The organism is Microbispora sp. ATCC PTA-5024 (assembly GCF_000511135.2).
Lineage (GTDB): Bacteria > Actinomycetota > Actinomycetes > Streptosporangiales > Streptosporangiaceae > Microbispora > Microbispora corallina.
This window is the reverse complement of record NZ_KI866522.1, coordinates 1,437,175-1,462,829: the sequence shown is the minus strand read 5'-3', so window position 1 is coordinate 1,462,829 and position 25,655 is coordinate 1,437,175. Positions and strand designations below refer to the sequence as shown.

Genomic DNA, 25,655 nt, shown 5'->3' with positions numbered 1-25,655 from the left:
CGGGCGCCCGCGCGCGCCCTATGGCGTACGCGGACGCGGCGACGTCATCCGTCCTCCTGCGCCAGCACGCGCTGGGCGACGGCGAAGGCGGCGTTGGCGGCGGGCACCCCGCAGTAGATCGCGGTCTGCAGGAGCACCTCCTTGATCTCGCCCGTCGTGAGCCCGTTGCGCCGGGCGGCGCGCACGTGCATGGCGAGCTCCTCCAGATGCCCGCACGCCACCAGGGCGGTGAGCGTGACGCAGCTGCGAGTCCTGCGGTCCAGACCGGGCCGCGTCCAGATCTCCCCCCAGGCGTACCGGGTGATGAGGTCCTGGAAGTCGGCGGTGAACTCCGTGGTCGCGGCCTGGGCGCGGTCGACGTGCGCGTCGCCCAGCACCTCCCGGCGCACCCGCATGCCGTCCTCGTGACTCACGCCGTCCTCCAGGTCGCGCGCAGGTGCCGGACGATCGCCGCGGTCACGACGTCCGGGCGTTCCACACCGGCCAGATGGGCGGCCCCCGGCACCACCACCAGCTCGGCGGCCGGGATGCCGCTCGCCAGGATCTCCGCGTCCGCGAGCGGGGTCGCCCGGTCCTCGGCCCCGGCGATCACCAGCGTCGGAGCGCGGACCTGTCCGAGCCTGCCGCGCGCGTCGAACGCCGCCAGCGCGTCGCAGCACGCGGCGTAGCTCTCCGGATCGACACCGCGCAGCGTGTCGAGGTGGCGCTCGGCCTCGGGGAAGGCCGCCGTGAACCACCGCGACCTCAGCGTCGTCGTCAACGGCGCCGTGCCCTCACGGCGGACCAGCGCGGCGCGCTCGCGCCAGCTCTCCGGGGTGCCGAACCGGGCGGAGGCGCAGCACAGGACGAGGCTGCCCGCCCGGCCGGGTGCGAGCAGCGCCAGCGCCGTTCCGACCGCCCCGCCCAGCGACACCCCCGCGTACGCCACCGCGTCCAGCCCGTGCCGGTCGAGCAGCGTCAGCACGCCGGCGGCGAGATCGTCCACGGTGAAGCCCGACGCCGCCGGCGACTCCCCGTGGCCGGGCAGGTCGTAGCGGAGGATCCGCCAGGTACGCGTGAGCACCTCCGTCTGCGGGTCCCACAGCCCCAGCGTCGTGCCGAGCGAGGGCCCGAGGACGACCACCGGGGCGTCCGGCGGCCCGTCGAGGCGGTGGTGCAGGATCATGAGCCGTCCCTCCGGTGACGGCGCAGCGCCCGGTCGACCAGGGCGGCCGCCGAGCCGGCGCCGGGGTCCTCGTCGTGCTCGGCCAGCACCGCGCACAGCTCGTCGAGGTTGCGCCGCATGCGCTCGGGGAACACCTCCAGCCCTTCCGCCAGTTCGGCGGCCGTCTCGGCCGCGCCGCCCGCCAGGCGCAGGCACTCGCGCAGCGGCTGCCACTCGGCGTGCCAGCTTCCCGCTGCCCGCTCGTGCTCGGCGATCCGCGAGGCCAGCAGGATCTGCGCCTGGGCGGGCACCTGCAGCGCCGCCGCCCGGATCATCGTGGCGAGCACCGGGTTGCGCTTGTGCGGCATCGCCGACGACCCGCCCCGGCCCGGTGTGGCGGGCTCGGCCACCTCGCCCACCTCGCTCTGCGCGAGCAGGATCACGTCGACGGCGAGCTTGCCGAGCGCGCCCGCGACGGCGGCGAGCGCGGCGGCGAGGTCGGCCACCGGCGTGCGCAGCGTGTGCCAGGGCAGCGCCGGCTCCGCCAGCCCCGTCTCCGCGGCGAACAACGGCAGCAGGTCGAGCGCCCTGTCCCCGTATCCGGCCATCGTGCCGGCCGCTCCGCCGAGCTGCACCGGCGGACGCAGCTCCGCCAGGCGGTCGCGCGCGTCGGCGCAGCCGGCCAGCCAGCCGGCCGCCTTCAGCCCGAACGTGGTCGGGACGGCCTGCTGCCCGAGCGTACGGCCTGCCATCGGCGTGGAGCGGTGGTCGGCGGCCAGCCGGGCCAGCGCGGCGAGCACCCGGTCGAGGTCGGCCAGGATCACCCGCCGGGCCCGTACGGCCACCAGCATGGCGGCCGTGTCGAAGATGTCCTGGCTCGTCGCCCCGTGATGCACGAAGGCCCCCGCCTCGCGCGCGGCGGCCCGCAGGTCCGCGACCAGCGGCACGACGGGGTTGCCCGCGTCCCTGGCGCGGCGGGCCAGGCTGGCGACGTCGAAGCGCTCGGGGGCGGCCGCAGCCGCTATGGCCGCGGCGGCCCGCTCCGGGATCACGCCGAGGCGGGCCTGCGCCCGCGCGAGGCCGACTTCGGCGTCCAGCATGGCACGCAGCCAGGCGTGGTCGGCCGTGGCCGCCTCCGCCCGCGTGCCCGCCCGGACCGGGGACAGGAGCCCCTCGTCAGAACTCAAGGAAGACCGTCTCCTCCTCGCCCTGGAGCCGTACGTCGAACCGGTAGAGGTCCTGCCCCTCGCGGCGCGCGAGCAACGTCGCCCGGCGGGCGGGGTCCAGCGCGTCGAGCGGAGGGCCGGGGACGCCGGAGAGATAGACGCGGGTCCGCACCGGCTTGAGCAGGCCCCGCGCGAAGACCAGCAGCGCCAGGTACGGACGGGCCGGCGGCGCCGTGCGGAACCGGTAGGAGCCGTCGGGCGCGGTGCCGCACCGGCCGAAGCCCGACACACCCGCCCCGGCGCGGCCGAGCGCGCCCCGGTCGCCGGGGTCGCCCGTCCACAGTTCGAGCAGGGCGTCGGGCACCGGGTCTCCGGCGCCGTCCAGCACCCGGCCGGTGATCGTGACGGCCCCCGGATGCCCCTCGGGCACGAGTTCCCAGTCGCCCGGGTACGGCAGGGCGAACCCGAAGAACGGGCCGACGGTCTGCGAAGGGGTGGTCACGCCTCCTCCATCGGGGTGTGGCCCAGCACGACGTCCCACCGGTACCCGAGGGCCCACTCCGGCTCGGTGACCGCCAGGTCGAAGGCGGAGACCAGCCGGTCGCGGGCGGCGCCGGGGACCGACTGGAGGATCGGGTCGAAGGAGAACAGCGGATCGCCGGGGAAGTACATCTGCGTCACCAGGCGCTGGGTGAACGCGGTGCCGAACACCGAGAAGTGGATGTGCGCCGGCCGCCACGCGTTGTGGTGGTTGCGCCAGGGGTAGGCCCCCGGCTTGACCGTGACGAACCGGTAGCGGCCCTCGTCGTCGGTCAGGCACCGGCCGGCGCCCGTGAAGTTGGCGTCGAGCGGCGCGGGGTGCCCGTCGCGCTCGTGGGCGTAGCGGCCGGCGGCGTTGGCCTGCCAGATCTCGACCAGCGTCCCCGGCACCGGCCGGCCGGCCGCGTCGAGGATCCGTCCGGTGACGACGATCCGCTCGCCGATCGGCTCGCCCGCGTGCCCCGACGTCAGGTCGGCGTCGAGCGGATCCACCTCGCTCCGGCCGAAGACCGGGCCGGTCAGCTCGGCCGCCTCCGGGTCCTCGTCCATCGCGAGCGGCGGACGGGACGGCGCCCGCAGGACCGTGCTGGCGTAGTCCGGGTAGAGGTGGGGTGGGTGCGTCACTGGGACTCCTCTCGGTAGGGCAGGCCCACGTAGTTCTCCGCCAGGGTGGTCCCGCCCGCCTCCGACGACGTCACGTAGTCGAGGTGGGAGGTCTGCAGCCGCCGGGCGTAGGCGTCGTCGGAGTCGAACGTGTGCAGCAGCGTCGTCATCCACCATGAGAAGTGCTGGGCCCGCCACACCCGGGGCAGGCAGGCCGTCGAGTAGCCGTCCAGGGCCTCCGCCGAGCCGTCGGCGAAGAAGGGGACCAGCGCCCCGGTCAGCACGCGCACGTCGGCCACGGCCAGGTTGAGCCCCTTCGCGCCGGTGGGCGGCACGATGTGCGCCGCGTCCCCGGCCAGGAACAGCCTGCCGTACTGCATGGGCTCGGCCACGTAGCCGCGCATCGGCGTTATGCCTCTTTCGACGATCTCGCCGGTCGCGAGGGCGAAGCCGGGCACGGTCTCCAGCCGGGCCCGCAGCTCGGCCCAGATCCGCTCGTCGGGCCACGCGGCGAGGTCCTCGTCGGGCGCCACCTGCAGATAGAAGCGGCTGATCTCCGGGGAGCGCATGCTGTGCAGCGCGAAGCCGCGCTCGGTCCGCGCGTAGATCAGCTCTTCCGACGACGGCCGCACTTTCGCGAGGATGCCGAGCCAGGCGAACGGGTAGTCGCGGTGGTACTCGGTCAGCACCCCCTCGGGGATCGATGGCCGGGAGACGCCGTGGAAGCCGTCGCACCCCGCGACCACGTCGCAGTCGAGCCGCCGGGCCGTCCCACCGGAGTCGGTGAAGGTCAGGTACGGCCGGTCGCCGGCCAGGTCGTGCACCGCCACGCCGTCCACCTCGAAGCGGACGTCGCCTCCGGCCGCCAGCCGGGCGGCGATCAGATCCTTGACGACCTCCTGCTGCCCGTACACGGTGATGGCCCGGCCCGGCACCAGCCGCTCGAAGGCGATGCGGTGGCCCGCGCCGCCGTACCGCAGCTCGATCCCGCGGTGGACGAGCCCCTCCCGCTTGAGCCGCTCGCCCACGCCGGCGTCGACGAGGGTGTCCACCGTGCCCTGTTCGAGCACTCCCGCGCGCACCCGCCGCTCGACGTACTCCCGGCTGCGGCGTTCGAGCACGACGGACTCGATGCCCCGCAGGTGGAGCAGATGGGACAGCAGCAGGCCGGCCGGTCCGGCTCCGATGATCCCGACCTGTGTTCGCATGTCCACGAGCATCGGGAGCGGGGCACGACGAGCGTAGGCTTGGCTTCCAGCCAGTGGAAGACAGCGGATTGTTTCCTGAGCGAGGGGCACCATGCCGGGTGGCGCGCGCGAGACGGGACGTACAGTGACCTCCCGGGCCCTGGCCATTCTCGGCGCGTTCGACGCCCGCCACCCGCGGCTCACGCTCACGGAGATCGCCGAGCGGACCGGCATGGCGCTGAGCACCGTCCACCGGCTGGCCGGGGAGCTGGAGGAGTGGCGAGCCCTGCGCCGCGGCGCGGACGGGCGCTTCCAGATCGGCCGCCGCCTCTGGGAGCTCGGGCAGCTCGCGCCCGACCCGCTGCAGGAGGTGGCGCATCCCTGGCTGCAGGAGCTGCTCGGCGGCACCGGCGAGAACGTCCACCTGGCGGTGCGCGACGGGGTCGAGGTGCTCTACGTGGACAAGGTGTACGGCAAGCGCGCCGTGCCCATCGTGTCGCGCACCGGCGGCCGTCTGCCCATGCACCCGACCGGTGTCGGCAAGGCGCTGCTCGCCTTCGAGCCGGGCTGGTTCGTGCGCTCCTACCTGTCCCGGCCGCTGGAGCGGCCGACCCCGCGCACGATCACCGAGCCCGGCCGGCTGGCCCGCGAGCTGGCTCAGGTGCGCCTCCAGGGGTACGCCACCACGCACGAGGAGATGACGCTCGGGTCCTGCTCGGCGGCCGCGCCGGTGCTGGCCGGGGACCGGGCCGTCGCGGCCGTCGGGATCGTGGTCTCCTCGTGGCGGGTGCGCGAGCTGCCCCGCCTGATCGATCCGCTGCTGACCGTCGCGGCCGGCATCGCCGTCGACTACCGGGCCGCCGTGACCGGTCACCGCCGGTCGTCGCACTGAGACCGCCGCCGGGGGATCGTCCTCCCGGGACGCCGGCCGGCCCTTCGCGGGAGCGTTACCGCCTTCCCGCTCAACGGGGACGGAGCGATGGGATGAGCGCGGCGATGGCGTCGAGGATGCGATCGAGTCCATGCCGGAAGCGTTCCTCAGGGGCGAGGTGGGCGGTGCGGGAGTCGAGAACCGATTGGTTGAACATGGGGAAGGCGCCGGATTCGACCACCTGGCGGACGTACGGTCCCATGTAGTCCCGCTTCCAGCGCTCGGGGTCCAGGCCGGTGCGGCGGGCCTCCTCCAGCCAGCCGATCTCGCGGCGGATCGCGCCGTGCACGTAGTCGTTCAGCATGCCGACGAAGCCGGTGATGTCGTCGATGTCGAGCCCGGTCCCGTTGAAGGCGCCGAGTGCGAACTCGTGCACGCGCAGCAGGTTGGGGCCCAGCGTGGGCCGACTGGTGAGCAGCGCGATCAGCCAGGGATGGCGTAGGCCGGCGGCGCGGATCTGCCGGGCCAGCAGCGTCAGGTCGCCGCGCCAGTCACCGGACGGGCCGTCGGGGAGCTCGATCTCGCTCATCGCCAGGTCGATCATGAGGTCGAACAGGTCGTCGCGCCGGGGTACGTAGCGATAGAGCGACATGGCGCCGGTGCCCAGCTCGCTCGCGATGCGCCGCATGGTCGCGGCCTCCACTCCCTCGGCGTCGGCGATCCGGACGGCCGCCCCGGTGATCTGCCGGCGGCTGTAGCCGGGGCGCCGTCCCGGGCCGGAGCGCTCGTGCCCTTCCGGCTGCATCCAGATGCTGGTCGCTCCCTCGTCGGCCATGCACATCCCTTTCCTTCTATTTGCGTACATGGTACCTGAATGGCTATGGTCCATTTCACGTACGTAGTACGCGAAATGGAGGACGTGTGGATCGATCTCTTCGTGTGGGCGTGATCGGCGTGATGCTGGGCATGATCACAGCCCCGTTGGACGGCATGATGCTCGGACCGGCGTTGCCGGCGATCGTGAAGGATCTCGGCGGGCTGGAGTACTTCTCCTGGATGGCGACGGCGTATCTGATCTGCATGGCCGCCACGACGCCGATCTGGGGCAAACTCGGCGACCTGTACGGCCGCAAGGTCGTCTACATGGCCGCGATCGCGATGTTCCTGCTGGGCTCCGCGCTGTCGGGAGCCGCGCAGGACATGATCCGGCTCGTCGGCTTCCGGATGGTGCAGGGACTGGGCGCGGGCGGGCTGATGACCGGGGCTCTGGCCTTGATCGGCGAGCTGGTGCCACCCCGGCACAGCGGCAGGCTCATGGGCTTGTTCGGGGTCATGATGCCGATCGCCTTCGTCGCCGGGCCGTTGCTCGGCGGCCTGTTCGCCGAGCGACTGGGCTGGCGGTGGGCGTTCTTCGTCAACCTCCCCGTCGGCGCGGCGGCCCTGCTGCTCATCGGCGCCGCCGTACGGCTGGAGCGGCGCCGGATCAGGGCGCGCATCGACTACCTCGGGGCGCTGCTGCTGACGGTGGTATTGGTCGCGCTCAGCCTGGTCGCCAGCTGGGGCGGCACCCAGTACGCCTGGGGATCGGCCCCGATCCTCGTCTTGATCCTCGTCGGGCCGGCGGCGCTGGCCACCCTGCTGTTCGTGGAACGGCGCGCGGCCGAGCCGATCGTCCCGCTGCGCCTGTTCGCCGACCGCAACTTCACCCTCGCCCAGGTCATCCGCTTCCTCGGCGGCGTCGGCATGGTGGTGGCGGCCACCTTCCTGCCCCAGTACATGCAGCTGGTCCACGGCGCCTCGCCGATCGCCAGCGGCCTGCTGATCCTGCCCGCGATGCTCGGCATGGTCGCCGTGCTGATCGGCACCGGCCGGCTCATCAGCCGCAACGGCCGCTACCGGATCTACCCGATCCTCGGCGGCGCCACCGTGGCGGCCGGCATGCTCGCGCTGCTCCTGCTGCGCCCCGGCGTCAACCTGGCGCTCGCCTCCGCCCTGACGCTGATCGGCGGGCTCGGGGTGGGGCTGCTCATGCAGTCCACCACGATCATCACCATCAACAGCGCCGAGCCGCGCGACATGGGGGCGGCCAGCGGCTCGGTCACCCTCTGGCACACCATGGGCGCCTCACTGGGCGTGGCCGCCCTGGGCGCCCTGTACACCGCCCGGCTGCAGGACACCCTCATCCACAGCCTCGGCGCGGAGACCGCCACCCGGATCTCCTTGACGCCCGAGGCGCTCGTCCGGCTCACGCCCGCCGCGCGGGAGGCCGTTCGCCTCGCCGTCTCCGACGGCGTCCACGCCATGGCCCTCGGCGCCGCCGCGCTGGGCGCCCTCGCCTTCGTGCTGGCCTGGTTCATCCGCGAGGTCCCCTTGCGTGACGGCGCCCCGTCGGCCGAACCCGCCACCGCGGCCACGTGAGGCGGGCCGAGACCACATCGCCGGCGGTCCTGCGACAGGCCGCCGTCACGAAGGGAGAACATCGTGACCACTGACCCGCTGAGGCTGGCCGTCATTGTCGGCAGCGTCCGCGACGGCCGCTTCGGACCGACCGTGGCCGGCTGGTTCGCCGGCCAGGCCGCGTCCCGCCCGGACCTGGACGTCGATGTGATCGACCTGGCCGACGTGCCGATCGGCGGGGCGGCCCCGTCGATGTCCGCACCTACGCCGGTGCTGGAGGCCCTGGGCGGGCTGACCCCGCGGCTGACGGCCGCCGACGCGTTCGTGGTGGTGACCCCCGAGTACAACCACAGCTACCCGGCCGCGCTGAAGAACGTAATCGACTGGCACAACCAGCAGTTCCACGCCAAACCGGTGGCGTTCGTCTCCTACGGCGGCATCTCCGGAGGCCTGCGCGCGGTGGAGCACCTGCGAGCCGTCTTCGCCGAGCTGCACGCCGTCACCACCCGCGACACCGTCAGCTTCCACGGCGCCTGGGAGTGCTTCGACGGCAACGGACAGCCGAAGGACCCCGTCGGCCCGGCCGCGGCCGCCACGACCCTGCTGGACCAAGTGAGCTGGTGGGCGCGCGTCCTGCGCGACGCCAAGACCATCACCCCCTACACCGCATAAAGCAGAAAGGCATGATCATGACGACATTGACCGGCAAGACGGCGCTGGTGACCGGCGCGAGCCGGGGCATCGGCCGCGCGATCGCCACCCGGCTGGCCCGCGAAGGCGCCCGGGTCGCCGTGCACTACGGCGGCAACCACGCCGCCGCCAAGGACACCGTCGCCGCCATCGAAGCGGCTGGCGGGCGGGCCTTCGCCGTCCAGGCCGAGCTGGGCGCGCCCGGTGACGCCGAAGCCCTGTGGACGGCCTTCGACGCGCACGCCGACGGGCTGGACATACTGGTCAACAACGCGGGCATCCTCGGCGGGCAGAGCGAGATCGACGGCGTCACCCGGGAGGGCCTTGAGCGCCTGCTCGCGGTCAACACCACGGCCCCGTTCCTCATCACCCGGCAAGCCCTGCCACGACTGCGCGACGGCGGGCGGATCATCACCGTGGGCACCATGCTGACCCGCGGGGCGGCCATGCCCCGGGCGATCGACTACGCCATGTCCAAGGCCGCACTCGACGTCATGACCGTCGCCCTGGCCAAGCAGCTCGGGCCGCGCGGCATCACGGTCAACCTCGTGGCCCCCGGCGTCATCGACACCGACATGCACCAAGGACGCCTGGTCGGCGAGGCCCTGGCCTGGCTGTCGTCACAGACGGCCCTCGGCCGGCTCGGCACGCCGCAGGACGTGGCCGGAACCGTCGCCTTCCTGGCCTCCGACGACAGCCGGTACGTCACCGGACATCGGCTCGACGTCTCAGGCGGGACGACCATGTAGACCCACACCACCGAGCGGCCCGATGCTCGTCTGCTCGCTCCGACTCGGCGCGCGGACGAGCGTCTGTCGCGCCGAGCCTGAGGAAACCGGCACCTGAACGTCGTGGCCCAAGGCTGAGCGGCGGCCCGACGGCATTGACCCGACTAGGGTCGCTTCATACCGTTTCCACGGAAACGCACATGCGGCATCCGCACGCCGAGACGGCGGCGGGGACCTGCCGCGACAGGGGGGGTGTCATGGGGTCGGCCTTCGTCTACGCGGCTGCGCGGACGCCGTTCGGGAGGTTCAACGGGGCGCTCGCGGGCGTGCGCCCGGACGACCTGGCCGCCGTGGCGTTGCGGGGGGTCGTGGCCAAGGTGCCGGCGCTGGATCCGGCGGAGATCGGCGACGTGGTGTGGGGGAACGCCAACGGGGCGGGGGAGGACAACCGCAACGTGGGCCGGATGGCGGTGTTGCTGGCCGGACTGCCGGTGACGGTGCCGGCGACCACGGTGAACCGGCTGTGCGGATCGGGCCTGGACGCCGCGATGATCGGGTCACGCACGATCGAGAGCGGCGACGCCGAGGTGGTCGTGGTCGGGGGCGTGGAGTCGATGACGCGCGCTCCGTGGGTGCTTCCCAAGCCGTCGCGGGCCTTTCCGGCGGGGGACCTGACCGCGGTGTCCACGACCCTGGGCTGGCGGCTGGTGAACCCGGCCATGCCCGCGGAGTGGACGGTCTCCCTGGGCGAGGCCAACGAGCAGCTGGCGGAGCGGTTCTCCATCTCCCGGGAGCGGCAGGACGCCTTCGCCGCGCGGTCGCACATGCTGGCCGGCGCGGCGTGGAACGACGGGTTCTACGACGACCTGGTCGTGCCTGTGGAGGGCGTCGACCTGGCGCGCGACGAGGGGATCCGGCCCGGGACGACGCCGGACGTGCTGGCCGGGCTGAAGCCGGCCTTCCGCCCCGATGGCACCATCACCGCGGGCAACGCCTCCCCGCTGAACGACGGCGCCTCGGCGGTCGTGCTCGGTTCGGAGGCCGCAGCGGGCCGGCTCGGCGTCGATCCCCTCGCCCGCGTCGCGGGCCGGGCGGCCACGGCGCTGGAGCCGCAGCTGTTCGGGTACGCGCCGGTCGAGGCGGCCGACCGGGCGCTGCGCCGCGCCGGCGTCGGCTGGGATGAGGTCGGCGCCGTGGAGCTGAACGAGGCGTTCGCCGTCCAGTCGCTGGTGTGCCTGGACGCGTGGAAGACCGATCCGGAGATCGTGAACACCCGGGGCGGCGCCATCGCGATCGGTCACCCGCTGGGCGCGTCCGGCGGGCGCGTCCTCGGCACGCTCGCCCACGTGCTGCGCGAGCGGCGCGAGCGGTGGGGGGTCGCCGCCATCTGCATCGGGGTCGGCCAGGGCCTGGCCGTCGTCCTCGAGAACGTGAGCGCGCGGTGACCGCCGTCGTCGTGAGCGACCCCGACGAGGCCGTGGCCGGGGTCGAGGACGGCTCCGCCGTGCTGGTGGGCGGGTTCGGGATGGCGGGGATGCCGGTGCGGCTGATCGAGGCGCTGATCCGGCAGGGCGCGACCGATCTGACCGTGGTCAGCAACAACGCCGGCAACGGGGACACCGGCCTGGCGGCGCTGCTGGCGGCCGGGCGGGTGCGCCGGATGGTCTGCTCGTTCCCCCGGCAGAGCGACTCGTGGGTGTTCGACGGGCTGTACCGGGCGGGGAAGATCGAGCTGGAGGTCGTCCCGCAGGGCACCCTGGCCGAGCGGATGCGCGCGGCCGGCGCGGGGATCGGCGCGTTCTACTGCCCCACCGGCGTCGGCACGCCCCTGGCCGAGGGCAAGGAGACGCGGACCATCGACGGCCGCGACTACGTGCTGGAGTACCCGATCAAGGGGGATGTCGCGCTGGTCGCCGCCCACATCGCCGACCGGATGGGCAACCTCGTCTACCGCAAGACCGCCCGCAACTTCGGGCCGGTCATGGCGGCCGCCGCCACGCTCACGATCGTGCAGGTGAGCCACGTCGTCGACACCGGGATGCTGGACCCCGAGGCGGTCGTCACCCCCTGCATCTACGTCGACCGCGTCCTGGACCTGTCCGTGACGGAGGCCGCCCCGTGACCGACCACACCACCACCGGCGGCGCCGCGGGCCGGGTCCGTACGGTGGAGCATCTCGGCCGGGGGCCGCTCGGACGCGACGAGCTCGCCGCCGCCGTCGCCCGCGACATCCCGCGCGGCTCCTTCGTGAACCTCGGCATCGGCCAGCCCACGACGGTCGCCGACCACCTTCCCGCGGACGCCGGGGTCGTCCTGCACACGGAGAACGGCATGCTCGGCATGGGACCCGCCGCCCGGGGCGACGACGTCGACCCCGACCTGATCAACGCCGGGAAGGTCCCGGTCACCGAGCTGCCGGGCGCGTCGTACTTCCATCACGCCGACTCCTTCGCGATGATGCGCGGCGGCCACCTCGACGTGTGCGTGCTCGGCGCCTTCCAGGTCTCCGAGCGCGGCGACCTGGCCAACTGGCACACCGGCGCTCCCGGCGCCATCCCCGCCGTCGGCGGCGCCATGGACCTGGCCGGCGGCGCCAAGAGCGTGTTCGTCATGATGACGCTGTTCGCGAAGGACGGGACGCCCAAGCTCGTCCCCGAATGCACCTACCCGCTCACCGGCCTCGCCTGCGTGAGCCGCCTCTACACCGACCAGGCCGTGTTCCACATCGGACCGGACGGCGTCACGGTGCTCGAGACCTACGGCACGACCGTCCGCCACCTGGCCGCGCGGATGGACGTCACCCTTCACACGCTGGGCGACCCCCGGCCGTACGGCGGGTCCTGACCCACCGCGACGCCGGGGGGCGGCGCTCCGGCCACCGGCATGCCCGTCGCTTCTCGGCCGCGGGATTCGACCACGTTGCCCGGCGCGGGGGAATGGGCGTATCTTTCGTAAAGTACGTACTTTACGATGATGACAAGGTTGATGCCGGATGGAGCCGCAGGAGAGCGAGTTCGTCGACCGCATGGGGCTGGTCATGGAGCGCCTCGGCGGGACGCGGACGATGGGCCGCCTCTACGGCCGGCTCATGATCTGCGACCCGCCGCACCGGTCCCTCACCGAGCTGGCGGCGGAGCTCGGCGTGAGCAAGACCGCGGTCAGCACGGTCGCCCGGCAGCTGGAGACGGGCGGGATGATCGAGCGCGCGCCCGCGGCGAACCGCGAGCACCGCTACCGGGTGGTCGGCGGCGGGTGGATGCAGGCCATGCGGGTCCAGTTCGCCGCGCTGCGGCTGAGCCTGGAGGCCCTGGACTTCGGGTTGTCCGTCGTCGGCGAGGACCGCCCCGACCAGCGGGCCAGGCTGGAGGAGACCCGCGCCTTCTTCGCCTTCACGGTGCGGGACGCCGACGAGTTCCTCCAGCGCTGGCAGGCGTATCGCGACAGTCGGACGGACGAGCGGAGCTCTCGGTGAACACGGACAAGGTCGACTTCAGGGCCGTCCCCGACGACGGGGTGACCTGGACGCTCCTCGGCACCCTGTACCTGCGGGCGTGGGAGAGCCGGCTGCCGCACCCGATCCTCGGCGACCACTACGCGGCCGACGCCGTCGGCCGCATCGACTACGACTTCGGCAAGCTGAAACGACGTGTCCGGCCTGAGCGCAACCAGTTCGTGGTCGCGCTGCGGGCCCGGCAGCTCGACGACTGGGGCCGCGACTTCCTGGCCCGCCATCCGGACGCCACCGTGCTCCACCTGGGCTGCGGCCTGGACAGCCGGATGCTCCGCCTCGACGCGGAGGGGACGGTGCCCTGGTTCGACGTCGACGTCCCCGAGGTCGTTGGCCTGCGCCGGCGGATCTATCCCGAGCGCGACCGCTACCGGATGATCGGCGCGTCCGTCACGGAGGACGGCTGGCTGGAGGAGATCCCCGCCGGCGGTCCCGTCCTGATCGTCGCCGAGGGGCTGCTGATGTACCTGACCGCCGAAGAGGTCGGCCGGCTGCTGCGCCGGCTGACCGATCACTTCGCCTCGGGCGAGCTGCTCTTCGACGGGCTGGCTCCCTGGGCGGTCCGGATGGTCAAGATCTTGCGGTGGTCGCCGCGCGACGGCCGGGACGTCGAGCGGATGAACCCCCGCCTCACCTGCGCGGAACAGGTGCCCATCACCGCGCACCGCGACCGGATCCCGATACGTCGCTACCGCGCCATCTACCAGCTCATGCACGCCGTCCCGGCGCTGCGCGCCTCGTCCGTCGACTACCGGTTCACGTTCTGACCCGGACCGCTAGGCGATGCGGCTGAGCGTCTCCACCGTCACCGGGTGGGCGAAGGGCAGGCCGCGCGCGTAGCGCGAGAGCTCCTCCAGCGCGAGGCCGGACATCCTGGCCAGCTCCCCGCCGAGCGAGCCGGGTCTCCGGCAGCGAGGGCGCGTGCAGGCTCACCACGTCACAGCGGCCGAGCAGCTCGTCCAGCTCCACGCGCGGCACGCCGAGGTCCTCCGTCAGGTACGGATCGGAGACGAGCACCTGGAGGTCGAACGGGCGCAGCAACTCGATCAACCGGCGGCCGACGGCCGAGGCGCCGACGATCCCGGCCGTGCGCCGGTAGTTGCCGAAGCCGGGGAAGCGGCGGTCCCAGTCGAGGACGGCACGGCGCTCCCGGTAGAGGCGCGCGAACGCTTTCCTTTCGTCCGATCAAATCATCCCGGAGGCGCCGCCTCTCCAGCCGGTCGAAGCGCGGACGGCCCGCCGGGGGTGCCGGCGGGCCGTCGCGTGAGGTGCTGAAGATCAGCCGTCGGTGTCGGACGACGGGATGTACGCGCCCGGCACCTGGTCCGGGGTGTAGATCTCGTCGTCACCCGGGTAGGGCTTCTTGAAGTCGTGCGCCTCGTACCACGAGAAGCGGTTCATCTGCTCGGGGTTGCCGGAGTCGGCCCGGGCGTTGGGCCCGTTGAACGACTGCTGGGACTTCCAGGCCCCCCACTTCTTCGCGATCTCCTGCTTGTCCGCGGGCACCTTCGCCGACGGCGGGGCCGCGGCGGCCGGGTCCTGCGGCGCGGGGGTGTCCGCACCGCAGGACGGCAGGTTGGAGCCCGACAGACCCAGGGTCAGGGAGGTGCGGTTCGGCAGGGCGGTGAACGGCGTGTAGTCGGGCTTGCCGGTGAACGCCGCGGTCATCGGGGTGGCCGCGCTGTCCTTCTGGTTCATCGGCTGGATCCCGAGGATCTGCTCGATGGTGCGGATCATGGTGATCTGCGTGTAGTAGTGGCTGTCCACGGTGCCGTGCTTGGCCCAGGGGCTGATGATCTGGATCGGGGCGCGGTGACCGTCGACGTGGTCGGTGCCGGCCTGGGAGTCGTCCTCGACGACGAAGATCGCGGAGTCCTTCCAGTACTTGCTGTGCGAGATCTCGTCGACGATCTTCCCGACCGCCAGGTCGTTGTCGGCGACCTGGGCGGCGCCGTTCACCGGGCCACCCGTGTGGTCGCTGGACAGCCAGAACATGTTCAGGTTCGCCGGCCCGTTGGCCTCGAAGTCACGCTTCCAGATCTCGTACCGGTAGATGTCCGGCACGCTGGTGTCGAACTTCGGGAAGCCGTGCACCGACACGTCGTTGAGCGACGGGATCGGCGAGGACGAGTTCAGGGTGTAGGCGGTGTTCTGCCCGGTGGCCTGCATGTTCTTGGTGTCGCAGTACAGGTTCTGCCACGTCGCGCCGGCCGGCTTGGTGAGGAACTGGTGGAACTCGCCGAAGTTACGCACGGACTTGCCCGCGGCCTGCGCGCCGCTCCAGATGAAGCCGGTCCGCTGGTGGCCGAGGGCGTCGTCCTCGGTGTCGTAGCTGCGCAGGTACTGACCGGCGCTGGACTCGGTGTACTCCGGGTTGTCGGCCTGCATCAGCCAGTTGTGACCCTCGGCGGAGTTCGTGCCGATGTCGTACGTGTTGTCGTACAGCCCGAACTGGTCGGCCAGCGCGTGCTGGTTGGGCGTCACGTTCTCGCCGTACTGGGCCAGCGACGGGTCGCCGTTGCCCTTCGCGATGTCACCGAAGACCTGGTCGTAGGTCCGGTTCTCCTTGACGATCAGGAAGACGTGGTTGATCGTCGACGGGTCGCCGAGACGCTTCGGGACCGGCTCGGCCTTCTGCTTGTTGCCATGGGCGATCTTGACGTCGTTCTTGCCCCAGCCGTTCTGCTCGAAGACCGTGTCCGTGTACTTGGCGATCTCCTTGTCGTCCGGCAGCGTGAACCGCTGCAGGCTCGACGTCGTGTCGTGGGTGCCGTGCCCGGCGGCCGTGGTGGGACGGCGGGCGTCGATGCCACGGGTGTTGGAGACCAGCACCTGGCCGCCGACGGTGGTGATCTCAGCGGGGAAGTAGTCCGTCGGGAGCAGGCCGACGTAGCTGACCGGCTCCTGCGGGCTGGTGTACCGGTAGACGGCGACCGCGTTGGCGCGGCCGAGCGTCACCAGCAGGTGACCGTCGTCGGTCAGCGTCACCGCGTCGGGCTCGTAGCCCACCGAGGCCTGCGGCCACGGCTGGGTGGCGATGGTCTGGACGACCTTGTCGCCGGCGGTGTCGATGACCGACACGTCGTTGGTGGCGGTGTTGGTGACGAACAGCGCACCGTTCTTGGCGTACAGCGCGGTCGGGTGCAGGCCGACGTCGATGCTCGCGGGCGCGGAGGCCGGGTTCGCCAGGTCGATGACGCTGACGGTGCCGGTGGTGGTCGCACCGGTGTTCGGGTCGGCCGGCACCTGCGTGCCGTACGAGTTGATCGTCGTCTCGCCGGGCCTGGCCGGACGGCCGCCCTCGTTGCTGACGTAGAGCTTCGTGCCGACCATGACCATGTCACGCGGGGCGTTGCCCACGGCCCAGCTCTGCTGGATGGCCCCGGTCGCCGCGTCCATGGCGACCACCCGGTTCTGGCCGTTGACGGCGACGTACACGGTCTTGCCGTCGGCGGAGAACACCGGCTCACCCACGAGCGCGTGCTTCGAGCCCTGCGCCGCGATGGTGATGTTGACCGGGTTGGCGAGGGAGCCGTCCGGGTTCACGGTGAACTTGGTGAACATGTCGGCGCGGCCCAGCCACAGCTGCGAACCGTCGGGCGAGTACGTGGGGCCTTCCTGGCCCACGTCGTTGCCGCTGATGCGCAGGTTCGCCGCCGCGTTGTTGCCGACGAGCTGCTGCACCGTCCAGCTCTTCAGGTCGACGATGGCGAGCGCCATCCCGCCGTCGGTGATGGAGGCCGCGAGGTGGGTGCCGTCCGGGCTGACCGAGGACGACATGATCTTGCCGTTGTTGATGACGAGACGATCGCCGATCGGCTTGATGTACTGGTCGGCGGAGGCGACCAGGCCCTTGTCGGTGGTCTGGCCGACCTGGCTGCTGCCGAAGACGTCGGTGGACGCGTAGGCGATGCCCCCGCCCGCGACGACGAGGGTTGCGGTGGCGGCCGCGAGGAGACGGGTCCGCCGGCCGGTGCGCCCGTCGAGGAGCCCGGTCCGGACCTTGGCGACGCGCTGGCGCGTGACGTGCATGAATCAATCCTTCGGGGTGCTTGCGAGCAGATCGACGTTCCCGTCGAACTGCCACAGGGGGTTCGGCGCGTCTCCCGTCGGAGTACGCACCTGGAAGTAGCCGTTGACCTCCTTCGGTCCGTCGCCGTCGGCGACGTACCGCCCGTCGGCGGTGACGTCGAGCTGGTAGATGGCGCTGCCCACGGCGGTCGCGCCGGGGAGGCGCCAGGACACGACGCACCGCCAGTCGTTGCCCGGTCCCTCGTCGGCGACCCGTGAGTCGCCCTTGTCGCAGGACGCGGTGGCGTCCAGCTGGGCCTCGGTGACGGCGGGGCGGTGAAGCTCCTGTGTCTGCAGCCGGTAGAGGTGGGCGTACGCCGTGGCGAGCGAGTCCTGCAGCTTGACCCGCACGATGCCGGAACCCTGAGCGGAGGTCGCGGCGGCGAGGACGACGACGGCGAGGGCGACCAGGCCGGCCAGCGGGAGCGCCGCCGTCACCAGCACGCGCCGCCCCGCCCCGTCGTACGTCAGGTCGGTGAAGTCGCGGCGCAGGAACAGGCGGTACGCGAGCGCGGTGGCGAGGACGGCCCACGCCAGGCTCACCACGAGGCCGATGAGAAGGGGACCCGCCTGCGCCGGGGCGGTGAACAGGCCGCGCCAGGCGAGGAAGGCGTGGCTCGGCAGGGCCAGCTGGACGGCCACCGGCAGCGGGAGCAGCTGCGCAAGTTGCAGCACGAAGGCGAGGAGCGCGGGCATCAGCAGCCCCATCGGGGAGCGGCCCAAAGCCACCGAGCCGAGCAGGCCGACCCCGGCGAACGCCAGCGTCGGCGCGAGCGCGCAGGCCCACGCGAGCAGGACGGTGCCGGCCGCGTCTCCCGTGGAGAGGAGGTGGCCGTCGAGGCCGATGAGCGGCCGGTCGCCGACGGCGGCCAGGCCGCCGGCGACGCTCGACGCGCACAGCCCGGCCACCAGGATCAGGAGCACGGTGAGGCTGGCGAGGCCCTTCGCCACGAAGATCCGCCTCGGCGAGCGGACCGCGACGAGGAGATGACGCCAGGTGCCCAGCCGGTCCTCCGCCGCGAAGATGTCGCCGGCGACCAGCGCCGTCAGCAGCGGGAGCGCCCAGCTGCACGAGAAGTCGAGCACGACCAGCGATCCCGCCCAGCCGGTCTCGTTCATCCAGCGGCCGAACACCGTGTCGGCGGGCAGCGTGCTCTGCAGGCTCACCGCGGCCACGAACCCCGCGGGGGCGATCCAGCAGGCGAGCAGCAGCAGGCGGATCCGCCACTGGGACAGCAGCTTCACCAGCTCGAACCGGTAGCCGTGCAGCACCGGCGCCGGCCGGGCCGCCACCTCGGGCGGCGCGACGGTCGTGGTCATCGGGGGTCCTCCTCGTCGGTCTGCCCGGCCCCGGTCAGGGCCAGGAACGCGGCCTCGAGCGGCGTCACCACGGGCGCCAGCTCGCGCACCGCCACCTCGGCCCGCACCAGCCGCACCACCAGCTCGTCGAGGGCCGGCACCGGCCCGCGGACCACGAGCACCCCGGGATCCAGCCGTTCGAGGCGGTCGCGGCCGGGCAGGACGCGCAGCCCGGGCGTTTCCTGCGCCACCTGACGCGCGGCCGCCGGGTCGGAGGTGAGCAGCCGGTAGTCGAGCTCGCCGCTCTCGGCAGCGAGCTTGCTCACCGGCCCGGAGAAGACGACCCGCCCGGTGGAGAGGAGGGTGACCTCGGAGCACAGCGCCGCGAGCTCGTCCATCCGGTGGCTGGACAGGACGACCGCCGTCCCGTTCTCGGCGAGATCGGTGATGACGCGGTGCACGTGGCGCGTGCCCGCGGGGTCCAGGCCGTTGGCCGGCTCGTCGAGCACGAGCAGCCGCGGTGTGGTGAGCAGCGCGGCGGCCAGCCCGAGCCGCTGGCGCATGCCCAGCGAGAACCCCCGGATGCGGTCGTCGGCGACGTCGGTGAGCCCGACCTGCTCCAGCGCGTCGTCGACGGCACTGGTGCGACCGGCGTCGTACCCGCGCAGGGCGGCGAGGGCCGCAAGGTTCTGCCGCGCGGTGAGGGACGGATACAGCCCGGGCCCGTCCACGAAGCCCGCCACGCCGTCGGGGACGGCGAGCGTCCGCCCGACCGGTGTGCCCAGGATCTCGAGGCTGCCGCCGTCGGCGACCGCCAGGCCGAGCAGCAGGCCGAGGAGCGTCGTCTTGCCCGCGCCGTTCGGGCCGACCAGGCCGTGGACCTGCCCGCTCGCCACATCGAGATCGACGCCGTCGAGTGCGACCACGTCACCGAAGGACTTCCTGATCGCGCGACCCCGGACCGCGGGGCTCGTCTGCATGTCGGTCTCCCCTTGCTTGATCATGGGCAAGAGGAACTTATAGATCGTGGTTGGCCTCGGTAAGGCGGGAAGTCAAACGTTCGGCAAACCTCTCCCGACCGTCACTTACCCCACCTAACTATCTGGCCATCCCTCAGTACCCGAGGGCCGCACGGAGGAGCTGCGATCGGCGTGCCACGATGAGGTGACGAGAGCGGACGTGGGAAGGGGAGCGAGGTGCCGGAGCGATCGGGAGGTCTCGCCGGCGATCCGTTCGGCGGGCGGCGCCCGACCAGTCATGAACGGATGACGGGACGGCCCTGGGACGCGTCGTACCACGACGGCCCCGCGCCGTGGGACATCGGCCGGCCCCAGCCGGCGGTCGTGCGTCTGGCGTCCGAGGGCGGATTCGCCGGGACGGTCCTCGACGCGGGCTGCGGAACCGGCGAGAACACCCTCCACGTCGCCTCGCTGGGACTGCCGGTCCTGGGCGTCGACGTCGCCGAGACGGCGCTGGCGACCGCCAGGGAGAAGGCCCGCGAGCGCGGGATCGCGGCCGAGTTCGCGGCGGCCGACGCCCTCCGTCTCGGCCGTCTGGGGCGCACGTTCGACACGGTGCTGGACTGCGGGCTCTTCCACACCTGCGACGGCGACGAGCGGCAGGAGTACGCGGCGAGTCTCGCGTCGGTGACCGAGCCCGGTGCGACCCTGTACGTGTTGTGCTTCAGCGACGCCGGCCCCGACGCCGGCCCCCACCCCGTCCGCCGGGACGATCTGCGAGCGGCGTTCACCCCTGATCACGGATGGACCGTCGCGGCGGTCGTACCGGATCGGGTCCGGACGCGGTTCCACGATGACGCCGGCGCGCCCGCCTGGCTGGCGACGATCAGACGGGTCCAGGGTTCCCGACCGGATTGAACCCGCACGTCACGGACGCGGCCGTCCACCAGTCCCGGGGGAGGGGCTCCGGCGCGTCGCCGGCGAAAACGGGGGTGCGGCGGGACGCCTTTACTACGGTTGTGACGCGGTCCCGGGGGCGCGACGGAACGGGCCGCGTACGGCCGATTCCGTTCGGGGGAGAAGAAGGTCATGGGGATCACCTCGAGCCCTGCCGCGCGGGCCGGCCTCGCCGGCCTCTCGATCGCGGCGCTGCTCGCCGGATGCGGCTCGGAGCCGGAACGGTCCAGGGAGCGGACGGGGGCCGTGGAGACGGCCCCGAGCACCCCGCCCCCCGTGTCCACGCCGGCCTCGGCGAACAGCCCGCCGCCCGCCTCCCCGAGCCCGTCCCCGTCCCCGTCCCCGTCCGAGCTCACCGCCTGCAGGAAGGCCGACTGCGAGGTGGAGGTCCACCGGGGTGACCGGCTGGTGGTCGACCCCGGGTTCGGGCTCGACTCGATCACCGTGACGTCGCTCGCGGACGAGGGCGTCATGCTGGCCGTCGAGAACTCCACGGGGAGGATGAGCGTCGAAGGGGGCAGCGCCAGGACGAGCGGGTCCTGCACCGACGGGCGCTGCCACGGCGAGGCGGAGATCGCGCTGAGCACCGGCGGGCAGGTCCGGGTCAACGGCGTCCGGCTGCGGGTTTCGAGGGCCGACTCCACCCGCGCCACCCTGACGGTCCGGCCGTCGGCTTAGGTCAGCCGACCCCGGCGACGAGCGCCTCCTCCGGGAACAGGTCGTCGAACACCGCGGCCCGGTCGAAGGTCATCGCGCGGGCGCGGGCACGACGTTCGAGGTCCTGCCGTTCGGCGGCCGGCATGTCCAGGACCACCCGGTCCACGGCCGCGGCCAGACCGGCGATGTCGCCGGGCTCGACGATGACGGCGGTGTCGCCGACCGCCTCGGCGGTCCCGCCGGTCGTCGTGGTGATGATCGGCCCGCCGCCGGCCAGGGCCTTCTCCGCCAAGGCGATGCCGAACGTCTCGACGAAGTCGGGCTCGGGCTTGGTGGGCAGGGCGTAGGCCGCGCAGCCGCGCATGAGCAGCGGCTTCTCCTGGTCGTCGACGTCGGTGAGGAAGACCACCCGGTCGTCCTCCTTGGCCATCGCCTGCACGTGCTCCAGCGCGGGGCCGGTTCCGGCGACGACCAGCTTCACGCGGGACCGGCAGCGCATCTGGCCGAAGGCGATCAACAGGTCGTAGATCCCCTTCGCCCGGGCCACCCGGGACAGGAACAGCACGTACCCGTCCCGCTCCAGGCCGCGTCGCGCGAGCGCGGCGTCCACCTCGGCCGGATCGGGGTCGAGGAAGGCGGCCGAGTCGATCGGCGGGTAGCTGACGGTCACGCGGCGCCGGCACTGCTCGGCGAACGTGGTGCCGCAGTTGGCGTCCACCTGCTCGGCCGCGGCGACGATCTCCTCCCGGGTGTACTCCGAGACCGCGACGACCTCGTCGTTGGCCAGGAACGTGCTGAACAGCACGGTAGCCGCGCCGAACCGGCCCTCCCGCAGGCACGACCGGATCACGTTGGTCACGTCCGAGCCGACGGCCTTCGCCACCGTGTGCACGGTGGGCGCCAGCCCGGCCGCGCGCGCGGCCGCGACCGCGTCCACCACGACGGCGGTGTGCGGGACGAGGTACATGGACAGGCAGGTCGTGGGCACGGGCTCGGCGAGCAGCTCGACGAGGCGGCCGGTGAGGCCGGCCTGGTGACGGCCGTCCGGCACCCGGTAGTCCCCGACCGGTTCCGGCCGTTCCACGGTGATCCCGGGGCTGTACGGCAGCAGCCGGTCCAGCGGCTTGAGCGGCAGCCCGGCCGCCTGCAGCGCGGGGATCGGCCAGGTCAGCAGCCGTACGTCGTCGAATCCGCGGGTGAGGGCCACCTCGGCGAGGTTACGGGCCTCGCCGGAGTGGCCGCAGATGACGGGGTCGGCTCTTACCACGATGACGAGACGGCGACGGGGGAGGGTCATCACACTTACTCCGGGGTCGGGGGCGTATCGGAAAGGGACGGCGGCCGGATTCCCAGCCCCCATCCGGACGGCTCCGGGCCCAGTCGCAGGTGCAACCGGCCGCCGCGGTGCACGGTGGCGGCGCTGAGATGCGTCGCATGCAGGGGGTCGCCGTTGAGGGTAGCCGACTGGACGTACTGCGCCGGCGGATCGCGGTCGATGCCGTCGACGCCGATCGGGCTCTCGCGGTGCCCGCTGGTCTCGATGACGAACTCGTTGCCCCCGGCCCTGAGCACGGCCCGGGGGAACGCGGGCGCGTTGACCAGGAACAGGTTCTGCCCGGCGATCGGGAACAGCCCGAGCGACGCCCAGACGTACCACGAGCTGAGGCCGCCGGAGTCGTCGTTGCCGGGCAGCCCGCCGGGCCCGGTGCCGAACTGCCACGTAAGCGCCGCCTGCACCACCTGGGCCGTCCGGTCGGGCCGGCCCGCGTAGTGGTACGCCCAGGGCGCCTCCATGTCGGGCTCGTTGTTCAGCCCCTCGAACCGGTTCAGGGCGTACCCCGCCGCCATCTCCGCCGGCCTCGGGCGCCGGCCGGGCTGCCGCACCGGTGCGGCGCCGAAGCCGAAGAACCTGTCCAGCTTGGCGACGAACGCCTCGTCGCCGCCGGCCAGGGCGATCCTCGCCGCCATGTCGTGCAGCAGCCGGAACGAGTAGTTCCACTTGCCGCCCTCGTAGAACTCCGAGTCGCGCAGCAGCCCGGTGTGCGGGTCGAAGGCGTTGGACCACTGCCGGCTGCGGTCCTCGAGGTCGTCGGCCAGCCGCCCGTCGTTCAGCGCCCTGGCCACCTGCGCCGTGCAGTGGTGGGCGTACGCCAGGTCGAGGGTGTGCGTGATCGGGTGCACCACGCCGTGCTCGAAGAAGTCCTCGCCGTACAGGCGGCGCAGGTCGTCGACCATGTGCACCAGCGCCCAGTTCCAGTCCAGGCCCGTCCGCCCGAGAGCGTGGGCGTCCGCCAGCGCCGTGTGCGCGAGCGCGCTGGCCTGGCGGAAGAACCGGTCGGCGCCGCGGGCCATCCGGTATCCGATGGGGAAGTTGCCCTCCTCCTCGCATACCCGGATCAGCGACTCCAGCAGATCCACCGCCCGGTCCGGGACGATCGCGGCGAGCAGCGGCAGCTGTGTCTTGTAGATGTCCCACATGGTGCACACGTCGAACGCGTACGGTCCAGGGGTGGGCCAGAACGGGCTCTCGTCGTCGGCGACGCACGGCTTGATCAGCGAATGGTAGAGCGCCGTCGCGTACACGGTGCGCCGGGCCGGCGTGCCGCCCTCGACCTCGACACGGCCGAGGTGCTCGCCCCATCGGGCCCGGGTGCGGGACCGCACCGCGTCGAAGGCGGGCTGCCCGAGCCCGCACTCGCGCTCCAGGTTCCGCCGCGCCTGGTCGCACCCGCGCAGGGAGAACCCGAGCCGGACCTCGACGGTCTGGCCCGCCGTGGTCGGGCCCATGAAGAGCATGCCGAACGGCCGCAGCGTGGTGTGCCGGATGCTGTCGAAGTCGAGGCGGGTGCCGCCGTCGATGAGCCGCCGGTCGTACCAGAGCATCTGCCGCCAGCCCGGGCTGTCGACGTCCACGTGCACCGACAGCGGGACGCCCTCCATCACCACCGTGCCCTGCGCCCGGCCCTGGCCCATGCTCTCCACCTGCGCGCGGAGCGGCACGGTACGGCCGAGCTCGATGGCGAGTCCGCCGCAGGACAGGTCGACGACCACACGGGCGCTGCCGTGCTCGGGGAACGTGTACCGGTGCACGGCGACCTTGGCGCCCACGGTGAGCTCGCAGCGGATGCCCGTGTCCATGGTGGCCGCGTAGTAGCCCGGCTCCGCCACCTCGTCGCGCAGCGGCCACGACACTCCCAGCAGGTCCAGCGGCTGCACCATGGGGGTGACCCGGACGTAGTTGTAGTACTTGCGGATCGCGCCGGTGCCGGACTGCTGGAAATGGGTGAACCCGGATGCCTGGAGCTGCTCGAACATGACGTCCGGGACGCCCTCGGTGTTCTTCGCGTACCGCCCGTACCCCGTCGGGTACGCGCCCGAGTAGGCACAGGCGGACACCATGCCCAGCGGCGACGTGGCGCCCGGGTGGGTGTTGCCCACCTGGGGTTTCGGCCACCACCACGTGGCGGCGAGACCGCGCGCCTGAGGCAGGTCGGTCGCCGCGGTGCCGATGAATGGGTCAACGCTGTCGAGGATGGCGTGACTCTACCCAACGCGACCCGGGTTCAGGTTTCGGCCAAGTGAACGTCGCTACCCGGCGGAACCAAAATTGGGCCGGCCGCCGCGTGTGACGCGCCGGCCGGCCCTCCCGTGCGGGGGAGGGCCGGCCGGCGGGCGGTCAGGACGTCGGAGCGGGGGACGGGGTGCCCGTCCCCGTCCCCGTGTCCGTGAGCGTGGGCGTGGGCTCGGGAGTCGGGGTCACGGCGTCCGTGGGGGTCACGGCCGGAGTGGGGGTCGCATCTGACGGCTCGGTCGGGATGACCGTCGGCGTCGGACAGGGCCGGGGGGCGCGCCACACGGGCTTACCGAAGCGCCACTCCAGGGCGGACGGAGAGCCCTTCCCGGGATGCCACAGCCGCTTGCCGGGCCGCGAGAGGTCGAAGACGTAGGCGGCCGTCGCCGTCTCCCCCTGAGGGGCGGCGGGCGTCGTCTCGGTCGGCGGGGCGGCGGAGTCCGTCGCACCCGGGGAGACGGGAACGCCGGGGAGCGTCGAGGCCTCGCCGGGAGTGGGCGTGCCCGTGCCCGTGTCCGTGGGCGTGCCCGTGTCCGTAGGCGTGTCCGTGGGCGTGGGCGCGTCCGTGGGAGTGGTCTCGGAGGGAGCGGGCGTCACCTCCGGCGGCGTCGGCGTGGGGGACGGAAGCGGAGCCGGGCTCTCCGGGGCGGGGGCCGGCGCGGCGGGCGGGGCCGGAGAGATCACCGAGACCCAGGCGTTCTGCTTGATCTCGCCGCCCCGGCGGCCCGTGAGCACCCGGGTGGAGTCGTCCACGGTGTACGACCGCTCGAAGCCGTCCTGGCTCCTGACGGTGATCGAGCCGTCCGCCACGGCGGTGACCTGCCCGGTCTGGGTGAACACCGTGACGGTGGAGCACCGGTCCTTCCCCGGCACGACCACCTCGCCGTGCAGCGCGCCGAGGAAGGGGCCCACGAGCGGCACCTCGGCAGGGGCGGGCGTGGCCGTGGGAGGCTCGGCGGGGGCGTCCGTCGGTATCGCGCCGGGCGTCTCCGTGGCCGTCTCCGTGGCCGTCGGGGTGGGCGCCGGGGTGGCGGTCGGCGGGGCGACGGGCGAGGCGGCCGAGGCCGCCGCCGCTCCGGCACCGCCCGACGCGGTCAGCACGATCGCGGTAGCGAGGATCACGGGTGGGGAGATGCGCCGGCGTGGCCCACCCGGTCCGGACGACAGTCCGCTGCTCGGGCGGTGGGGGTTGGTCGGCATCACCGTTCCTCCATATCGTTGCGGTTCACTTGTCTCCGCCGGGCGTGCGGCGGTCAGGCTGGAGCGTTTCGCCCCGGCATCCGACGGAAGCGATCTGCACTTTCGTG

General features: G+C 72.8%; 24 protein-coding genes and 1 pseudogene. 11 read left to right on the top strand and 14 right to left on the bottom strand.

Going from position 1 to position 25,655, the window contains the following annotated elements; genetic code table 11:
* Positions 1-44: 44 nt before the first annotated feature.
* From pcaC to pobA, 6 genes are read right to left on the bottom strand one after another with little or no spacing between them, the layout of a single operon-like run.
* Positions 45-413, bottom strand: coding sequence for a 4-carboxymuconolactone decarboxylase (gene pcaC / locus MPTA5024_RS06575; RefSeq protein WP_232326246.1), 369 nt, complete (start codon positions 411-413; stop codon positions 45-47).
* A complete protein-coding gene (locus MPTA5024_RS06570) occupies positions 410-1,165 on the bottom strand; it encodes an alpha/beta fold hydrolase (RefSeq protein WP_036320778.1) in 756 nt (251 codons plus the stop codon). Before MPTA5024_RS06570 ends, pcaC begins: the two co-directional genes overlap by 4 nt.
* On the bottom strand, positions 1,162-2,331 hold the full coding sequence (pcaB, locus tag MPTA5024_RS06565) for a 3-carboxy-cis,cis-muconate cycloisomerase (protein ID WP_036320777.1): 1,170 nt from the start codon (positions 2,329-2,331) through the stop codon (positions 1,162-1,164). Before pcaB ends, MPTA5024_RS06570 begins: the two co-directional genes overlap by 4 nt.
* A complete protein-coding gene (locus MPTA5024_RS06560) occupies positions 2,321-2,812 on the bottom strand; it encodes a hypothetical protein (protein ID WP_036320776.1) in 492 nt (163 codons plus the stop codon). Before MPTA5024_RS06560 ends, pcaB begins: the two co-directional genes overlap by 11 nt.
* On the bottom strand, positions 2,809-3,474 hold the full coding sequence (gene pcaH, locus MPTA5024_RS06555; protein ID WP_036320774.1) for a protocatechuate 3,4-dioxygenase subunit beta: 666 nt from the start codon (positions 3,472-3,474) through the stop codon (positions 2,809-2,811). Before pcaH ends, MPTA5024_RS06560 begins: the two co-directional genes overlap by 4 nt.
* The gene (pobA, locus tag MPTA5024_RS06550) at positions 3,471-4,661 is read right to left on the bottom strand and encodes a 4-hydroxybenzoate 3-monooxygenase (protein WP_036323434.1); all 1,191 of its coding nucleotides are present in this window, start codon (positions 4,659-4,661) and stop codon (positions 3,471-3,473) included. Before pobA ends, pcaH begins: the two co-directional genes overlap by 4 nt.
* 124 nt (positions 4,662-4,785) lie before the next feature.
* On the opposite strand from pobA, the gene MPTA5024_RS06545 reads away from it, so the two are divergent.
* The gene (locus tag MPTA5024_RS06545; protein ID WP_232326245.1) at positions 4,786-5,532 is read left to right on the top strand and encodes an IclR family transcriptional regulator; all 747 of its coding nucleotides are present in this window, start codon (positions 4,786-4,788) and stop codon (positions 5,530-5,532) included.
* A gap of 70 nt (positions 5,533-5,602) precedes the next feature.
* On the opposite strand, the gene MPTA5024_RS06540 is transcribed toward MPTA5024_RS06545, so the two are convergent.
* Positions 5,603-6,346 (bottom strand): TetR/AcrR family transcriptional regulator, encoded by a 744-nt coding sequence (locus tag MPTA5024_RS06540; RefSeq protein ID WP_036323433.1) that lies wholly within the window; start codon positions 6,344-6,346, stop codon positions 5,603-5,605.
* A gap of 86 nt (positions 6,347-6,432) precedes the next feature.
* On the opposite strand from MPTA5024_RS06540, the gene MPTA5024_RS06535 reads away from it, so the two are divergent.
* From MPTA5024_RS06535 to MPTA5024_RS40645, 8 genes are all read left to right on the top strand, one after another.
* On the top strand, positions 6,433-7,929 hold the full coding sequence (locus MPTA5024_RS06535) for an MFS transporter (protein WP_036320770.1): 1,497 nt from the start codon (positions 6,433-6,435) through the stop codon (positions 7,927-7,929).
* Positions 7,930-7,992: 63 nt separating this feature from the next.
* Positions 7,993-8,580, top strand: coding sequence for an NADPH-dependent FMN reductase (locus MPTA5024_RS06530; protein ID WP_036320768.1), 588 nt, complete (start codon positions 7,993-7,995; stop codon positions 8,578-8,580).
* A 17-nt stretch (positions 8,581-8,597) separates the two neighbouring features.
* On the top strand, positions 8,598-9,347 hold the full coding sequence (locus MPTA5024_RS06525) for an SDR family oxidoreductase (protein WP_036320767.1): 750 nt from the start codon (positions 8,598-8,600) through the stop codon (positions 9,345-9,347).
* A 236-nt stretch (positions 9,348-9,583) separates the two neighbouring features.
* Complete coding sequence (locus tag MPTA5024_RS06520; protein ID WP_036323431.1) at positions 9,584-10,771, top strand: thiolase family protein; 1,188 nt, start codon at positions 9,584-9,586, stop codon at positions 10,769-10,771.
* Positions 10,768-11,448 carry a 3-oxoacid CoA-transferase subunit A gene (locus MPTA5024_RS06515; protein ID WP_036320766.1) on the top strand — a complete coding sequence of 227 codons (681 nt, stop codon included), beginning with the start codon at positions 10,768-10,770 and terminating at the stop codon, positions 11,446-11,448. The genes MPTA5024_RS06520 and MPTA5024_RS06515 overlap by 4 nt, the downstream gene beginning before the upstream one ends.
* Positions 11,445-12,170, top strand: coding sequence for a 3-oxoacid CoA-transferase subunit B (locus MPTA5024_RS06510; protein ID WP_051457770.1), 726 nt, complete (start codon positions 11,445-11,447; stop codon positions 12,168-12,170). Before MPTA5024_RS06515 ends, MPTA5024_RS06510 begins: the two co-directional genes overlap by 4 nt.
* 148 nt (positions 12,171-12,318) lie before the next feature.
* On the top strand, positions 12,319-12,798 hold the full coding sequence (locus MPTA5024_RS40650; RefSeq protein ID WP_036320763.1) for a GbsR/MarR family transcriptional regulator: 480 nt from the start codon (positions 12,319-12,321) through the stop codon (positions 12,796-12,798).
* Entirely contained in the window at positions 12,795-13,601 is an 807-nt protein-coding gene (locus tag MPTA5024_RS40645) for a class I SAM-dependent methyltransferase (protein ID WP_036320761.1), read from the top strand. The genes MPTA5024_RS40650 and MPTA5024_RS40645 overlap by 4 nt, the downstream gene beginning before the upstream one ends.
* Before the next feature lie 142 nt (positions 13,602-13,743).
* On the opposite strand, the pseudogene MPTA5024_RS44175 reads toward MPTA5024_RS40645, so the two are convergent.
* From MPTA5024_RS44175 to MPTA5024_RS06485, 4 genes and pseudogenes are all read right to left on the bottom strand, one after another.
* Positions 13,744-13,953 (bottom strand): annotated as a pseudogene (locus tag MPTA5024_RS44175) (NAD(P)-dependent oxidoreductase); the annotation flags it as partial.
* 159 nt (positions 13,954-14,112) lie between these two features.
* Positions 14,113-16,866, bottom strand: a complete 2,754-nt coding sequence (locus MPTA5024_RS06495) for an alkaline phosphatase family protein (protein WP_036320758.1) — start codon at positions 16,864-16,866, stop codon at positions 14,113-14,115.
* A 3-nt stretch (positions 16,867-16,869) separates the two neighbouring features.
* Positions 16,870-18,225, bottom strand: a complete 1,356-nt coding sequence (locus MPTA5024_RS06490; protein ID WP_036320755.1) for an ABC transporter permease — start codon at positions 18,223-18,225, stop codon at positions 16,870-16,872.
* Entirely contained in the window at positions 18,222-19,208 is a 987-nt protein-coding gene (locus MPTA5024_RS06485; RefSeq protein WP_232326243.1) for an ABC transporter ATP-binding protein, read from the bottom strand. Before MPTA5024_RS06485 ends, MPTA5024_RS06490 begins: the two co-directional genes overlap by 4 nt.
* Before the next feature lie 261 nt (positions 19,209-19,469).
* Here MPTA5024_RS06485 and MPTA5024_RS06480 point away from each other — a divergent pair, with 261 nt between their 5' ends.
* Together MPTA5024_RS06480 and MPTA5024_RS06475 are read left to right on the top strand one after the other, a co-directional pair.
* Positions 19,470-20,081, top strand: a complete 612-nt coding sequence (locus MPTA5024_RS06480) for a class I SAM-dependent methyltransferase (RefSeq protein ID WP_036320752.1) — start codon at positions 19,470-19,472, stop codon at positions 20,079-20,081.
* A gap of 171 nt (positions 20,082-20,252) precedes the next feature.
* The gene (locus MPTA5024_RS06475; RefSeq protein ID WP_036320750.1) at positions 20,253-20,798 is read left to right on the top strand and encodes a hypothetical protein; all 546 of its coding nucleotides are present in this window, start codon (positions 20,253-20,255) and stop codon (positions 20,796-20,798) included.
* A 1-nt stretch (position 20,799) separates the two neighbouring features.
* Here MPTA5024_RS06475 and MPTA5024_RS06470 read toward each other — a convergent pair whose 3' ends face one another.
* The 3 genes from MPTA5024_RS06470 to MPTA5024_RS40640 form a co-directional block, all read right to left on the bottom strand.
* Positions 20,800-22,074, bottom strand: coding sequence for a glycosyltransferase (locus tag MPTA5024_RS06470; RefSeq protein WP_036323428.1), 1,275 nt, complete (start codon positions 22,072-22,074; stop codon positions 20,800-20,802).
* 5 nt (positions 22,075-22,079) lie between these two features.
* A complete protein-coding gene (locus tag MPTA5024_RS06465; protein WP_036320748.1) occupies positions 22,080-24,311 on the bottom strand; it encodes a glycoside hydrolase domain-containing protein in 2,232 nt (743 codons plus the stop codon).
* 142 nt (positions 24,312-24,453) lie between these two features.
* The gene (locus MPTA5024_RS40640; RefSeq protein ID WP_036320746.1) at positions 24,454-25,470 is read right to left on the bottom strand and encodes a hypothetical protein; all 1,017 of its coding nucleotides are present in this window, start codon (positions 25,468-25,470) and stop codon (positions 24,454-24,456) included.
* Positions 25,471-25,655: the final 185 nt, after the last annotated feature.

What these genes read in the sequence shown, in the direction of transcription:
- MPTA5024_RS06570 (WP_036320778.1), bottom strand. Translation starts at nt 1,165, where the DNA reads ATGATCCTGCACCACCGCCTCGACGGGCCGCCGGACGCCCCGGTGGTC.
- MPTA5024_RS06470 (WP_036323428.1), bottom strand. Translation starts at nt 22,074, where the DNA reads ATGACCCTCCCCCGTCGCCGTCTCGTCATCGTGGTAAGAGCCGACCCC.
- MPTA5024_RS06520 (WP_036323431.1), top strand. Translation starts at nt 9,584, where the DNA reads ATGGGGTCGGCCTTCGTCTACGCGGCTGCGCGGACGCCGTTCGGGAGG.
- pobA (WP_036323434.1), bottom strand. Translation starts at nt 4,661, where the DNA reads ATGCGAACACAGGTCGGGATCATCGGAGCCGGACCGGCCGGCCTGCTG.
- MPTA5024_RS40650 (WP_036320763.1), top strand. Translation starts at nt 12,319, where the DNA reads ATGGAGCCGCAGGAGAGCGAGTTCGTCGACCGCATGGGGCTGGTCATG.
- MPTA5024_RS06540 (WP_036323433.1), bottom strand. Translation starts at nt 6,346, where the DNA reads ATGGCCGACGAGGGAGCGACCAGCATCTGGATGCAGCCGGAAGGGCAC.
- MPTA5024_RS06525 (WP_036320767.1), top strand. Translation starts at nt 8,598, where the DNA reads ATGACGACATTGACCGGCAAGACGGCGCTGGTGACCGGCGCGAGCCGG.
- MPTA5024_RS06490 (WP_036320755.1), bottom strand. Translation starts at nt 18,225, where the DNA reads ATGACCACGACCGTCGCGCCGCCCGAGGTGGCGGCCCGGCCGGCGCCG.
- MPTA5024_RS06480 (WP_036320752.1), top strand. Translation starts at nt 19,470, where the DNA reads ATGACGGGACGGCCCTGGGACGCGTCGTACCACGACGGCCCCGCGCCG.
- MPTA5024_RS06475 (WP_036320750.1), top strand. Translation starts at nt 20,253, where the DNA reads ATGGGGATCACCTCGAGCCCTGCCGCGCGGGCCGGCCTCGCCGGCCTC.
- MPTA5024_RS06495 (WP_036320758.1), bottom strand. Translation starts at nt 16,866, where the DNA reads ATGCACGTCACGCGCCAGCGCGTCGCCAAGGTCCGGACCGGGCTCCTC.
- MPTA5024_RS06485 (WP_232326243.1), bottom strand. Translation starts at nt 19,208, where the DNA reads ATGATCAAGCAAGGGGAGACCGACATGCAGACGAGCCCCGCGGTCCGG.